This is a genomic window from Citrobacter sp. XT1-2-2 (assembly GCF_023516235.1).
Taxonomy (GTDB): Bacteria; Pseudomonadota; Gammaproteobacteria; order Enterobacterales; family Enterobacteriaceae; genus Citrobacter; species Citrobacter werkmanii.
Genome location: NZ_CP097324.1, coordinates 970,300 through 984,502, shown reverse-complemented (window position 1 = coordinate 984,502; position 14,203 = coordinate 970,300). Strand labels below are relative to the sequence as shown.

The window sequence follows — 14,203 nt, the reverse complement described above, 5'->3', positions numbered from 1 at the left end:
GATGGCGGTGTGACCGCCTTATCCGGCCTGTAACTCAGCGTAACTGTTGCCCCGCTTTCAGCGTCGCAGCCACGTTGCGCGCGGTCATGCGTACGTTCTCATTCGCATTCTTCAGCGCCTCATCCAGCGAACAAATGGTATAGATGACGCTGAAAACCGCATCCAGCCCATGCTGGTGCACAACACCGACATCCGCCGTCAGGCTACCGGCAATGCCGATCACCGGTTTGTTGTAACGCTTTGCGATCTTCGCCACGCCAACCGGAACCTTACCGTGAATAGTCTGGCTGTCGATACGCCCTTCACCTGTCACCACTAAGTCTGCATCCGCAACGCAGGCATCCAGGCGTAACGCATCCGTCACGATCTCAATACCGCGGCGTAGCTGTGCGCCGCAAAACGCATACAGCGCCGCCCCCATACCGCCAGCAGCGCCACCGCCGGCCAGCTCCAGCACATTGACGTCCAGATCGCGCGCGATCAGTTGCGCATAGTGCGTAAGCGCCCGATCAAGACGCGGAATCATCTCCGCCGTCGCCCCCTTTTGTGGGCCAAAGACCACTGAGGCTCCTTCTTTACCGGTCAACGGGTTAGTGACGTCGCAGGCCACTTCGATACGACATCCGGCAAGACGCGGGTCTAACTGCGAGATATCAATCCGGGTGAGCGATTCCAGGCCCATCGCGCCATGAGCAATATCTTCATCTTGCGCATCCAGCAACCTTGCGCCCAGCGCCTGCACCATACCAGCACCGCCATCATTGGTGGCGCTACCGCCAATCCCGATGATGATATGCTCCACGCCCGCATCCAGCGCATGCCGAATTAGCTCCCCGGTTCCCCAGGAGGTCGTTTTCAGCGGATCGCGTAAATTAGCAGGAACCTGCTCCAGCCCGCTGGCGGCTGCCATTTCAATAAACGCCGTGCGCTCATCGCCGGATAAACCATAAAAAGCCTGAATTGTATTGCCCAAAGGGCCGGTAACATCAACATGCACAAGGTGGCCTTGCGTAGCGGCAACCATCGCTTCGACCGTTCCCTCACCGCCATCTGCGACCGGGATCTTCACGTAATCCGCCTCAGGCCAGATCTCGCGGAATCCCAGTTCAATCGCCGTTGCGACTTCAAGCGCACTCAAACTTTCCTTATAGGAATCCGGTGCGATCACTATTTTCATAAAGCATCCTTACGCATGTTGACTGTGTTAAGCATACACCAGGAGGAAAACCGCTCCATTCATGGGAGCGGTCCCAGTTCGCTTAGCGTACCATGCACGGGCGCTTATTATCAAATGTCCAGTTCGGGATCAGATACTGCATTCCCATCGCATCATCACGTGCACCCAGTCCATGTTGCTGATACAGCTCATGCGCTTTCATCACCTGATCCATATCCAGCTCCACGCCCAGGCCCGGTTTCGCCGGAACCTGCACCATACCGCCCTTGATTGCAAAAGGTTCTTTGGTCAGCCGCTGGTTACCTTCCTGCCAGATCCAATGGGTATCGATAGCGGTAATTTTCCCAGGCGCCGCCGCCGCGACATGAGTAAACATCGCCAGCGAAATATCAAAGTGGTTGTTAGAGTGCGAGCCCCAGGTCAGCCCGAACTCATGGCACATCTGCGCCACGCGAACAGAACCCTGCATCGTCCAGAAGTGCGGATCCGCCAGCGGGATATCCACGGACTGCAACGACAGGGTATGCCCCATCTGACGCCAGTCGGTAGCGATCATATTGGTCGCCGTCGGCAGCCCGGTAGCTCGACGGAATTCCGCCATCACTTCACGACCGGAGAAGCCCTGCTCTGCGCCGCACGGATCTTCCGCATAAGCCAGCGATCCTTTCAGGTACTTACCAATTTTAATCGCTTCATTCAGCGACCATGCGCCGTTGGGATCGAGCGTGACGCGCGCCTGTGGAAAGCGTTTCGCCAGCGCCACAATAGATTCCGCTTCTTCTTCCCCGGCCAGTACGCCGCCTTTCAGTTTGAAGTCGTTGAAACCATATTTCTCATACGCTGCTTCCGCCAGACGCACTACCGCATCCGGGGTCATCGCCTCTTCATGACGCAGGCGATACCAGTCGCATTTTTCATCCGGTTGGCTTTGATACGGCAGCGGCGTCGCTTTACGGTTACCAACGAAGAACAGATAGCCAAGCATTTCGACTTCGCTACGCTGCTGACCATCGCCCAGCAGAGATGCGACGTTGACGCCCAGATGCTGACCTAACAAATCCAACATCGCCGCTTCGATCCCGGTAACCACATGAATAGTGGTACGTAAATCGAAAGTCTGCAAACCACGGCCACCGGCATCACGATCGGCAAACGTATTACGTACCGCGTTCAGTACGTTTTTGTACTCACCCAGCGTTTTACCCACCACCAGCGGAATGGCATCTTCCAGGGTCTGACGAATTTTTTCGCCGCCAGGAATTTCCCCTACCCCGGTATGGCCAGAGTTATCTTTAATAATCACAATATTACGTGTAAAGAACGGGGCATGAGCACCGCTCAGGTTCATCAGCATGCTGTCATGGCCCGCAACCGGGATCACCTGCATAGAGGTCACGACGGGGGTAGTAAATTGTGCGCTCATATTTAAATCCTTATTCAAAATTAGTGGCGGCCGAAAACGGGACGTTTACGGTCAAAAGTCCATCCGGGAATCAGGTACTGCATCGGGCCTGCGTCATTACGCGCGCCGCCGGGCAGCGCCTTATAGGCCTCATGGGCTTTCTGTATCTGCTCCCAGTCCAGCTCCACGCCCAGACCGGGCGCATCGGGTACCGCAATTTTTCCGTTTTTAATCTCTAGCGGATTTTTGGTCAGACGGCAATCGCCCTCCTGCCAGATCCAGTGGGTGTCGATAGCCGTCGGGTTGCCCGGTGCCGCGGCGCCAACGTGGGTAAACATCGCCAACGAAATATCAAAATGGTTGTTGGAATGGCAGCCCCAGGTCAGGCCCCAGTCATCGCATAACTGTGCCACGCGCACCGCGCCGGAAAGGGTCCAGAAGTGCGGATCGGCCAGCGGAATATCTACTGAGTTCAGCATCACCGCATGCCCCATTTCACGCCAGTTGGTGGCGATCATATTGGTCGCCACCGGCAGACCGGTCGCACGGCGGAACTCGGCCATCACTTCGCGGCCTGAAAAACCCTGTTCGGCACCGCACGGATCTTCAGCATAAGTCAGAACATCGTTCAGCCCTTTACACAGGGAAATGGCTTCATCCAGCAGCCAGGCCCCGTTGGGATCAACCGTAATACGCGCCTCCGGGAAGCGTTTTTTCAGCGCACGAGCGGTGTCGATTTCTTGCTCGCCGGGCAGTACGCCCCCCTTGAGTTTGAAATCTTTAAAGCCGTAGCGATCTTGCGAAGCCTCTGCCAGGCGCACCACCGCTTCACTGTTCATCGCTTGCTGGTGACGCAGGTGATACCACTCATGGTGGCCCGGCGTGCCCTCCAGATACGGCAGATCGGTTTTGCTGCGATCGCCGACATAGAACAGATAGCCGAGCACAGTGACCGCATCGCGCTGCTTGCCTGGCCCTAACAGTTCACAAACCGGAACGTTCAGCGCCTTGCCCAGCAGATCGAGCAATGCGGCTTCAAGCGCGGCCACCGCATTAACCCGCAGTTCAAAGGTCCAGGCGCCTTTGCCGAAAGTGTCAAAGTCAGCGGCCTGGTTGCCTTTATGCACCTGCTGAACCACTTTATTCAGACGCGCGACTTCCTGTCCCAACACCTGTGGGATTGCATCCACCAGCGTCTGATAAATCACTTCACCGCCCGGCGCTTCACCAACCCCGGTATTGCCGGCGTTATCGGTGAGCACCACGATATTGCGGGTAAAATATGCGTTATGCGCACCGCCAATATTGAGCAGCATGCTGTCATGCCCGGCCACCGGGATGACCTTCATATCGGTAATAACGGGACTCGATTGTGTTGTCATCGTCATTGTCCTGTGACAGGTTTCAATTCGATACGTTTAATATCCCCCACCAGCACCAGATAACTGACGACAGCAATCAGCGCATGTACCCCTACGTAAATCAACGCGCCGTTAAACGAGCCGGTAGTGCCCACAATGTAGCCAATGGCAATTGGCGTGACGATGCCGGAAATGTTGCCAAACATATTGAACAGGCCGCCGCTCAGACCGCTGATCTCTTTTGGCGCGGTATCGGCCATCACAGCCCATCCCAACGCGCCGATGCCTTTGCCGAAGAAGGCCAGCGCCATAAAGCCGATGATCATCCACTCGACGTTGACGTAGTTACAGAACACCATCACCATCGATAACAGCATCCCCATGACGATTGGCGTTTTACGCGCGATATTCAGCGAACCGGTACGGCGCATCAGCCAGTCGGAAATAATGCCGCCGAGCACGCCGCCCGCAAATCCGCAAATGGCCGGGACCGAGGCAACAAAGCCGGCTTTCAGAATGGACATACCGCGCGCCTGCACCAGATAAACCGGGAACCAGGTGATAAAGAAGTAGGTCAGCGCATTAATGCAGTATTGGCCAATATAAATACCGATCATCATTCGCGAACCCAGCAGTTGTTTGATCTGCCCCCACTTCACGCTGAACGGTACTTTAGCTTTGGCTGCCGCCTGATCCATATTGATCAGCGCCCCGCCTTCGGCAATGTACTCCAGCTCTTTTTGGTTTACGCCCGGATGCTGGTTCGGTTCATGAATCACCTTCAACCAGATAAAGCTGATAACAATTCCGAGACCGCCCATAAAGAAGAACACGTGTGACCAACCCACTTCATGAGTCAGCCAACCCATGATTGGCGCGAAGATAACGGTGGCAAAGTATTGCGCCGAGTTAAAGATAGCGACCGCCGTGCCCCTTTCCTGCGCCGGGAACCACGCCGCCACAATACGACTGTTGCCGGGGAAAGAGGGGGCTTCGGCTAACCCTACGAGGAAGCGCAGGGTAAACAGCGCGACGATAATACCGAAGCCGCTAAAGATATCGACGAAGCCCTGCAGCAGGGTAAACATGGACCAGATAAAAATGGACCAGAAATAAACACGTTTGGAGCCGAAGCGATCGAGCAGCCAGCCGCCGGGGATCTGGCCGATGACATACGCCCATGAGAAAGCGGAGAATACATACCCCATGCCTACCGCATCCAGGCCAATGTCTTTGGCCATCTCCGAACCGGCAATGGATAAGGTGGCGCGATCGCCGTAGTTGAAGGATGTGACGATAAACAGCATCACCACTATCCAGTAGCGAGCGTTAGTGCGTTTTTCCGCGCTGCTCGCCGCCTGACTTAATGAACTCATTGTTGCACTCCTGAATCCTGGCTTGCGCCAGTTCATTCTGTACAGCACCTGTAGGGTGATCAGAATGAGAGGTTAGTGTGTGGCAGTTTTGGTACAGCTCAGGGCCGTTTTATTCTGACTCGCTGCCATTCCGGGAACTGACGGGAAAAGTATATGAAGGAGTGCCACTTCCCCTCACCGTGCATGAACACAACATTAGGGAGGCAGTGAGAAGTTGTTTGGGGCATAAGCCCAAAGCAATGGAAGTTAGTTCACGTAATTGGGGTTTTATTGCCGGGTGTCGGCTTCGCCTGACCCGGCCTACGGTTTTCTAATGGGGGTTGTATGCCCGTGCGGGCGAGGGATTATTTAAGCAAGGTGCCCCAGTTTTCTACCCAGGGATTAGATTCGCTTTCCGGTTCAGGATGCTCGCTGGCATCAATCAGCAGCATTTCACCTACGCGCTGCGCGCTTTGTTCCTGTAACAGCGCATCAAACTGCTTGCCGCCATTGCAAAAATTAACGTAGCTGCTGTCGCCAAGCGCAATGACGCCATAACGCAGATTCGGCTGGAAACCAAGACTATCTTTGATTCCCTGAAACAGCGGTACGATGCTATCCGGCAGATCGCCCTGCCCGGTCGTTGAGGTTACCACCAATGCATATTTATCCTGATATGCCTGCCAGTCGGTAAGCTCCGGGTCTTCAAATACCGTGGCTTTATGGCCCTGCGCAGTTAAAATCGCCTCGGCCTCTTCGGCAACCAGCAGCGCGTTTCCATACATCGTGCCGACAAAAATTCCAATTTCCGCCATAACCTTTATCTCCAGGGACTTAAGAATCTATCTGTTCATCCTGACCTGACAGCCCGCTGAACTCAACCCTTTCATTCTCCGGGAGAAGTCCGCGCCAGCCAAACTGTGACAGCGCCTGCATCCAGACCTCATCCAGCCCGGCGCGAATAATCAACGGCTCGCCAGTGAAAGGATGAGTCAGCTCAAGCTGGCTGGCATGCAGCATCAAGCGCTGACAGCCGAAATGCTCTGCGGCGCTGCGGTTTTGCCGTAAATCACCATGCTTGCTGTCGCCAATAATCGGATGGCGCAAGTGAGCCAAATGGCGTCTGAGCTGGTGCTTACGACCGGTCTGAGGCTCCAGTTCCACCAGCCCGTAACGGGTGGTGGGATAGCGCCCGGTCGCCACCGGCATTTCAACCGTCGCCAGACCGCGATAATGGGTGACCGCAGGCTGCGGCTCTTTATCCTCGCGGGCAAATTTATCGGCTATCTTATCCAGCTCTTCCACCAGCGGGTAATCCAGCACGGCGTCGTCCATCAGCCAACCACGCACAATCGCATGATAGCGTTTCTGCATTTGATGATGTTCAAACTGCTGAGACAGCAACCGCCCGGCTTCGCTGGACAGCCCCATCAGCAGCACGCCGGAGGTCGGTCTGTCGAGCCGGTGGGCGGTAAACACGTGCTGACCAATCTGGTCGCGCACCGTTTGCATCACCACCACTTTCTCATCGCGGTCGAGCCAACTGCGGTGAACCAGCCAACCAGAAGGTTTATTGACCGCAACCAGCCATTCGTCCTGATAGAGGATCTCCAGCATCAGGCGTTATCACTTGTAAATAGCGCATCCAGTTCCTGCAATGCCGTCAGGAGAATGTCGCGTTGCGGGTGATCGGCCGTCAGCGCCATTTCGTAATACGGTGCGATGGCAAAAGCCTGCGGTAGCGGCTGCGCATTATCAAGCAGCGTATGCATACGGGGAATCAACACCCACTGCAGCCATTCGACCGGCTCCATGGTATCCATACAAAAAGGCTGCGTGCTGGCAAACAGATGCTCTGCTGGCTCGTCCATCCGCCAGTGATGATGTTCACGCAGTAGCGCTTCAAGCGCGTGTAACTGCTGGCGCACACGGTCATGAGTCGTCATGAAATTAACCTCAATGATGAAAAATCTGGCGCGAAGAATAGCATTAGTGAAAAGGAAATAAAAAAAGGGAGCACTGTAAAAACAGTGCTCCCGGTTCGTTTCGCAGCATTCCAGCTACTTTTGGTGCTCCCTGCTCATCCGTGACAACTTTTCCTGTGGTCTTGCGACCTTGTTCATCCTGAACTTTTGCATCCTGCTCACACCACCCCGATGTGAAAACTTCATCCTGAAGCGTCCTGGCCATCCTGACCCGCCGAACATCCTGACCGGCTCTCATTCTCCATCCTGGAGGTGTCCTTTAACGCATCCCGCGCTTTCCTCTTTGCTTCATCCTGAAGCCTGTCCTTGCAACACCATCCTGGTGTGTCCTGCCGAAGAGCCATCATCCTGATGTTCACTTCGTTGTGCGACTCCTTGTCGACATATATAGAATCGCCTGTTTCGCTTTGTCTTACAAGATACCTACAGACATACCCTTAAGATAATTTTCATATGAAAGTTGACAATAAAATATTAACAAATTGAATTATAAGTAATTATTAGTTTTTCAATTCATTAAGTCTTCACTTATTACCTGGCAATGTCCTACAGGGTTTGTAAGAGATATCTCACACGATTGAGGGCAAACTGGATTACAGAACTGGCTTAAGTTGAGTGAGGAATTCCGCAAGCGAGGCCGCCAGCACCGTTCGTTGACGGGTTCCCAGCGTTTCTTTGCACACTTCACCGGACAGATTGCACACCGAGATGACATCAAGTTCGTTGTCCTGCGTGGCAATAAAAAGCGTAGGCGAGAGCTTGAGTCGCTTTTGCGTAACCAGGTGACCAATCAGGTTTTCCTGGACGCGCCTGAAGTCATCCTCACTCCAGGTTTGCAGCAACGTCAGCTTTTCATTCGCAAACTGCGCGTGCATATCCCCGGCAAACTGGGCGGTGTAAAAAGCATGAACGGCAGGTTGTATCACAATGTCAAAGGCACGTTCAACCGCATTGACGTTTTTTTCACCGACAAAAGGCTGAGGTTGCCAGTAAACCGCATCGTTAGTGGAAGAAATGATGCATGGTGAAGGTACGCCATACAGCTCTTCGCTGAGCGGCCAGCTGTTGTTTTTGTCATGCCACGCGTCGCAATAACGCGTCGTAAAGGCTGTCAACGCCTGCGCTGTCAATTCGTCCACTGATTTCTCTCTTCACAAAAGCCAGGATACACTTGTCGCATAGTGTATCTGGTTTATGACGGTGAAACATGTCTTCTTATGAAAATCATAGGGCGCTTGACGGCCTGACTCTCGGTAAATCAACGGATTACCGGGACAATTACGATGCCAGTTTGTTGCAGGGCGTTCCGCGCAGCCTCAACCGCGACCCGCTGGATTTAAAGGCCGATAATTTGCCTTTCCACGGTGCCGACATCTGGACGCTGTATGAACTGTCATGGCTGAATGCTAACGGCTTACCGCAGGTTGCGGTCGGTCATGTGGAGCTGGATTACACCAGCGTAAATCTGATTGAATCGAAAAGCTTTAAGCTGTACCTGAACAGTTTTAACCAGACGCGTTTTGACTCCTGGGAGGCGGTACGCCAGACGCTGGAAAACGATCTGCGCGCCTGCGCTCAGGGCGATGTCAGCGTGGCGCTATACCGCCTTGACGAACTGGAAGGACAACCGATCGCCCACTTTAACGGCACCTGTATCGATAATCAGGATATCGTCATTGATAACTACCAGTTCAGCACTGAATATCTGGAAAATGCCGTGAGCGGCGAAAAAGCGGTGGAAGAGACGCTGGTCAGCCATCTGCTGAAATCCAACTGTCTGATCACCCACCAGCCCGACTGGGGCTCCATACAAATTCAGTATCGCGGACGCAAAATCGACCGGGAGAAGCTGCTGCGTTATCTGGTCTCCTTCCGCCACCATAATGAATTTCACGAGCAGTGCGTGGAGCGTATTTTCAATGACATTCTGCGCTTCTGCCAGCCGGAGAAACTGAGCGTCTACGCGCGCTACACGCGGCGTGGCGGTCTGGACATTAACCCATGGCGCACCAATACCGATTTCACGCCAGCTACGGGCCGACTGGTACGTCAGTAATCTTTTTTCTCAATTTTGCGTGTCGGATTCCGCGCGCAAGGTTGTGAAAGGCCATCAGCCAGGGCTATTGTAACTACCAGGGAATGACGTTTTGCGTCCCATAAGGAGTCTACTTGATTACACATATTAGCCCACTTGGCTCAATGGACATGTTGTCGCAGTTGGAAGTCGAATTACTTAAACGCACGGCCAGCAGCGACCTGTATCAACTGTTTCGTAACTGTTCACTTGCCGTTCTGAACTCCGGTAGTCTAACCGACAACAGCAAAGAACTGCTGTCCCGCTTTGAAAATTTCGATATTAACGTGCTGCGCCGCGAACGGGGCGTGAAGCTGGAGCTGATTAACCCGCCTGAAGATGCGTTTGTTGATGGGCGCATCATTCGTGCGCTGCAGGCCAACCTGTTTGCCGTGCTGCGCGACATTCTGTTCGTCAATGCTCAGATCCATAACGCGGGTCGTTTTCAGCATCTGGATCTCGAAAGTTCGGTGCATATTACCAACCTGGTGTTCTCGATCCTGCGTAACGCCCGGGCGCTACATGTCGGTGAAGCGCCGAACATGGTCGTCTGCTGGGGCGGTCACTCAATTAACGAAAATGAATACCTGTATGCGCGTCGCGTCGGCACCCAGTTAGGCCTGCGTGAGTTGAACATCTGTACCGGCTGCGGTCCGGGAGCGATGGAAGCGCCAATGAAAGGCGCAGCGGTCGGTCACGCCCAGCAGCGTTACAAAGACAGCCGCTTTATTGGTATGACCGAACCGTCAATCATCGCCGCTGAGCCGCCTAACCCGCTGGTTAACGAACTGATCATCATGCCGGACATTGAAAAACGTCTGGAAGCGTTCGTGCGCATCGCCCACGGTATTATCATCTTCCCGGGTGGCGTCGGGACTGCGGAAGAGCTGTTGTATCTGCTGGGGATCCTGATGAACCCGGCTAATAAAGATCAGGTGCTACCGCTGATTTTGACCGGACCAAAAGAGAGCGCCGATTACTTCCGCGTGCTGGACGAGTTTATCGTGCACACGCTGGGGGAAGATGCCCGCCGACACTATCGCATTATCATTGACGATGCGGCGGAAGTTGCGCGCTTGATGAAAAAAGCGATGCCGTTGGTAAAAGAGAACCGTCGCGACACCGGAGACGCCTACAGCTTTAACTGGTCGATTCGTATCGCACCTGATTTACAGATGCCGTTCGAGCCGTCCCATGAAAACATGGCTAACCTGAAACTGTATCCGGATCAACCCGTTGAAGTTCTGGCGGCCGACCTGCGTCGTGCATTCTCGGGTATTGTGGCCGGTAACGTGAAGGAAGTCGGCATTCGCGCCATCGAAGAGTTTGGCCCGTACAAAATCCACGGTGACCGCGAAATGATGCGCCGCATGGACGATCTCCTGCAGGGGTTCGTTGCGCAGCATCGTATGAAGTTGCCAGGCTCCGCGTACATCCCTTGCTACGAGATCTGCGCCTGACCTTCAACACCCGATAGCAGACGCTATCGTGGTGACAGTTTTGTCCATATCAAAGCCGGGTTTGGCGCAGTCGCCTCCCGGCTTTTTTTAGTGATACCAGTCACATAGCTCAGACGATTATATAAATACCAATGATATGTCGTTAAAAATCACGCGCCACGCAAACGATTACTTCCAAAAACCAACCGTTATTTATCTTAGGAAATTATTATTAGTCGCCAAAATCCTCTAAAAACAACAGTTTTTACAGCGCAACGCTCGTATCTTCGCGCCTTCGCTTTCATGAGATATGTCGTTAATGTTAGCCTCTGCGCCCGTAAATTCGCTTTGACTATTTTTTAACAGATTAATGGTCCAAATTTATCCACATAAAAGGTGGATTATTGCATTTGGGATCGCGATCACTGATACATTCATTACTAAAATGTATCTTTCCGCCCGCAAATTATTACGGCGAAAAATTATATAAAAAATCGCTCAACGAATTTCGATTTACAGTCGGGTTCTTTCTCATTGGATTGACCCCAAACCCGACTTTTTAAGCTTCCTCCAGGAGAAATAGATGGAAAACACTCAAACCAGCACTATCGTTACGGGCCAGACCCGCAGCGCATGGCGCAAGACGGATACCATGTGGATGCTGGGCCTTTACGGCACGGCGATTGGCGCGGGTGTATTGTTCCTGCCGATTAACGCAGGTGTAGGCGGTATGATCCCGCTGATCATCATGGCAATCCTTGCCTTCCCAATGACCTTCTTTGCACACCGTGGCCTGACCCGCTTCGTGTTGTCCGGTAAAAACCCTGGTGAAGACATTACTGAAGTTGTAGAAGAACACTTTGGCGTTGGCGCAGGTAAACTGATTACCCTGCTCTACTTCTTCGCAATCTACCCGATTCTGTTGGTTTACAGCGTAGCAATCACCAATACCGTTGAAAGCTTCCTGACCCACCAGCTGGCGATTACTCCGCCGCCGCGTGCCATCCTGTCTCTGATCCTGATTGTCGGCATGATGACCATCGTGCGCTTCGGTGAGCAGATGATCGTGAAGGCGATGAGCATCCTGGTATTCCCGTTTGTTGCTGCCCTGATGCTGCTGGCTCTGTACCTGATCCCTCAGTGGAGCGGCGCGGCGCTGGAAACACTCTCTTTTGACTCTGCGGCTTCTACCGGCAACGGTCTGTGGATGACTCTGTGGCTGGCGATTCCGGTAATGGTGTTCTCCTTCAACCACTCTCCGATCATCTCCTCCTTCGCCGTGGCGAAGCGTGAAGAGTACGGTGATGACGCTGAGAAGAAATGCTCCAAAATCCTGGCATTCGCTCACATCATGATGGTACTGACCGTTATGTTCTTCGTTTTCAGCTGCGTACTGAGCCTGACCCCGGCGGATCTGGCTGCTGCGAAAGAGCAGAACATCTCTATCCTGTCTTACCTGGCGAACCACTTCAACGCGCCGATTATCGCCTGGATGGCGCCAATCATCGCGATGATCGCTATCACCAAATCCTTCCTCGGCCACTACCTGGGCGCACGTGAAGGTTTCAACGGTATGGTGATTAAGTCTCTGCGCGGCAAAGGCAAAACCATCGAAATCAACAAACTGAACAAAATCACTGCGCTGTTCATGCTGGTAACCACCTGGATTGTGGCGACGCTGAACCCAAGCATCCTCGGTATGATTGAGACCCTGGGCGGCCCAATCATCGCGATGATTCTGTTCCTGATGCCGATGTATGCCATTCAGAAAGTACCGGCAATGCGTAAATACAGCGGCCATATCAGCAACGTCTTCGTTGTAATTATGGGCCTGATCGCTATCTCCGCAATTTCCTACTCTCTGTTCAGTTAATTCCCCTGCGCCGCTCCCCGGGGCGGCGCACCTCGATACACAATGGACGCCTCATGATTAGCGTATTCGATATTTTCAAAATCGGCATTGGCCCTTCCAGCTCCCATACTGTTGGCCCGATGAAAGCAGGCAAACAATTCACGGATGACCTGATTGCACGCGGAATTCTCACTGACGTAACCCGCGTAGTGGTTGATGTTTATGGTTCTTTGTCCCTGACGGGGAAAGGTCACCATACCGATATCGCAATTATTATGGGTCTGGCGGGTAATCTGCCGGATACCGTAGACATTGATGCCATCCCGGCCTTTATCCAGGATGTGAACACTCATGGGCGTTTGCTGTTGGCGGACGGTCAACATGAGGTCGAATTCCCGGTCGACAAGTGCATGAATTTCCATACGGACAATCTGTCCTTGCACGAAAACGGGATGCGTATTACTGCACTGGCGGGCGAAAAAGCCGTTTACAGCCAGACTTACTATTCCATTGGCGGTGGGTTCATCGTTGATGAAGAACACTTTGGTTTACCGAACAGCGCTCCGGTAAACGTACCGTATCCGTATAAATCTGCGGCGGATTTGCAACGTCATTGCCAGGAAACCGGCCTGTCGCTTTCCGGCCTGATGATGCAAAACGAACTGGCGCTGCACAGCAAAGAAGAGCTGGAACAGCACTTTGCCAACGTCTGGGAAGTGATGCGTAGCGGGATTGAGCGCGGTATCACCACCGAAGGCGTATTGCCGGGTAAACTGCGCGTTCCGCGTCGTGCGGCGGCGCTACGTCGTATGCTGGTAAGCCAGGACAAAACCACCACTGACCCGATGGCGGTTGTTGACTGGATCAACATGTTCGCGCTGGCCGTGAATGAAGAAAACGCTGCCGGTGGACGTGTGGTTACCGCGCCAACCAACGGCGCATGCGGGATTGTTCCTGCCGTGCTGGCTTACTACGACAAGTTTATCCGCGAAGTAAACGCTAACTCGCTGGCACGCTACATGCTGGTCGCGAGCGCCATCGGTTCACTGTACAAGATGAACGCCTCTATCTCCGGCGCCGAAGTCGGCTGTCAGGGAGAGGTTGGCGTAGCCTGCTCCATGGCAGCGGCCGGTCTGGCTGAACTGCTGGGCGGTAGCCCAACGCAGGTATGCATCGCGGCGGAAATCGGTATGGAACACAACCTGGGTCTGACCTGCGATCCCGTTGCCGGCCAGGTTCAGGTACCGTGCATTGAGCGTAATGCCATTGCTTCGGTCAAAGCGGTTAACGCCGCGCGTATGGCGCTGCGCCGTACCAGCGAACCGCGCGTGTGCCTCGATAAAGTCATCGAGACCATGTACGAAACCGGGAAAGACATGAATGCCAAATACCGCGAAACCTCTCGCGGCGGTCTGGCGATGAAGATTGTCTCCTGCGATTAAAGCCCTGCCTATTGCCGGATGGCGGCTGACGCCTCATCCGGCAAAATGTTGATTTCAGATATTCGCCTCCCCCCGCCGTGAATGTTACCCTACAGCCTGATTTGTTAGGGAGAACA

12 protein-coding genes are annotated in these 14,203 nt (G+C 53.7%); 4 read left to right on the top strand and 8 right to left on the bottom strand.

The genetic code is table 11. The features are described from left to right. Positions 1 to 34: 34 nt before the first annotated feature. The 8 genes from M4I31_RS04765 to syd form a co-directional block, all read right to left on the bottom strand. Positions 35 to 1,177, bottom strand: coding sequence for a glycerate kinase (locus M4I31_RS04765; RefSeq protein WP_085048816.1), 1,143 nt, complete (start codon positions 1,175 to 1,177; stop codon positions 35 to 37). A gap of 82 nt (positions 1,178 to 1,259) precedes the next feature. Then, complete coding sequence (gene gudD / locus M4I31_RS04760; RefSeq protein WP_042310713.1) at positions 1,260 to 2,600, bottom strand: glucarate dehydratase; 1,341 nt, start codon at positions 2,598 to 2,600, stop codon at positions 1,260 to 1,262. Positions 2,601 to 2,620: 20 nt separating this feature from the next. Then, on the bottom strand, positions 2,621 to 3,961 hold the full coding sequence (locus M4I31_RS04755) for an enolase C-terminal domain-like protein (protein ID WP_085048815.1): 1,341 nt from the start codon (positions 3,959 to 3,961) through the stop codon (positions 2,621 to 2,623). Positions 3,962 to 3,963: 2 nt separating this feature from the next. Further along, positions 3,964 to 5,316 (bottom strand): galactarate/glucarate/glycerate transporter GudP, encoded by a 1,353-nt coding sequence (gudP, locus tag M4I31_RS04750; protein ID WP_038633216.1) that lies wholly within the window; start codon positions 5,314 to 5,316, stop codon positions 3,964 to 3,966. 344 nt (positions 5,317 to 5,660) lie between these two features. Continuing rightward, entirely contained in the window at positions 5,661 to 6,110 is a 450-nt protein-coding gene (locus M4I31_RS04745) for a flavodoxin (protein WP_038633219.1), read from the bottom strand. A 19-nt stretch (positions 6,111 to 6,129) separates the two neighbouring features. Beyond that, positions 6,130 to 6,912 carry a tRNA pseudouridine(65) synthase TruC gene (truC, locus tag M4I31_RS04740; RefSeq protein ID WP_085048814.1) on the bottom strand — a complete coding sequence of 261 codons (783 nt, stop codon included), beginning with the start codon at positions 6,910 to 6,912 and terminating at the stop codon, positions 6,130 to 6,132. Then, the gene (locus M4I31_RS04735; RefSeq protein WP_038633225.1) at positions 6,912 to 7,241 is read right to left on the bottom strand and encodes a YqcC family protein; all 330 of its coding nucleotides are present in this window, start codon (positions 7,239 to 7,241) and stop codon (positions 6,912 to 6,914) included. Before M4I31_RS04735 ends, truC begins: the two co-directional genes overlap by 1 nt. A 632-nt stretch (positions 7,242 to 7,873) precedes the next feature. Continuing rightward, positions 7,874 to 8,419 (bottom strand): SecY-interacting protein, encoded by a 546-nt coding sequence (gene syd, locus M4I31_RS04730; protein ID WP_085048812.1) that lies wholly within the window; start codon positions 8,417 to 8,419, stop codon positions 7,874 to 7,876. 68 nt (positions 8,420 to 8,487) lie between these two features. Between syd and queF the strand changes: the two genes are divergently transcribed. The 4 genes from queF (at position 8,488) to M4I31_RS04710 (ending at position 14,087) form a co-directional block, all read left to right on the top strand. Further along, entirely contained in the window at positions 8,488 to 9,336 is an 849-nt protein-coding gene (gene queF / locus M4I31_RS04725) for an NADPH-dependent 7-cyano-7-deazaguanine reductase QueF (RefSeq protein ID WP_038633229.1), read from the top strand. Positions 9,337 to 9,449: 113 nt separating this feature from the next. Beyond that, a complete protein-coding gene (gene ppnN, locus M4I31_RS04720) occupies positions 9,450 to 10,814 on the top strand; it encodes a nucleotide 5'-monophosphate nucleosidase PpnN (protein ID WP_038633231.1) in 1,365 nt (454 codons plus the stop codon). Positions 10,815 to 11,376: 562 nt separating this feature from the next. Then, a complete protein-coding gene (locus M4I31_RS04715; RefSeq protein ID WP_006687002.1) occupies positions 11,377 to 12,666 on the top strand; it encodes an HAAAP family serine/threonine permease in 1,290 nt (429 codons plus the stop codon). Positions 12,667 to 12,719: 53 nt separating this feature from the next. Then, positions 12,720 to 14,087 (top strand): L-serine ammonia-lyase, encoded by a 1,368-nt coding sequence (locus M4I31_RS04710; protein ID WP_085048811.1) that lies wholly within the window; start codon positions 12,720 to 12,722, stop codon positions 14,085 to 14,087. The last annotated feature ends 116 nt before the right edge of the window (positions 14,088 to 14,203 follow it).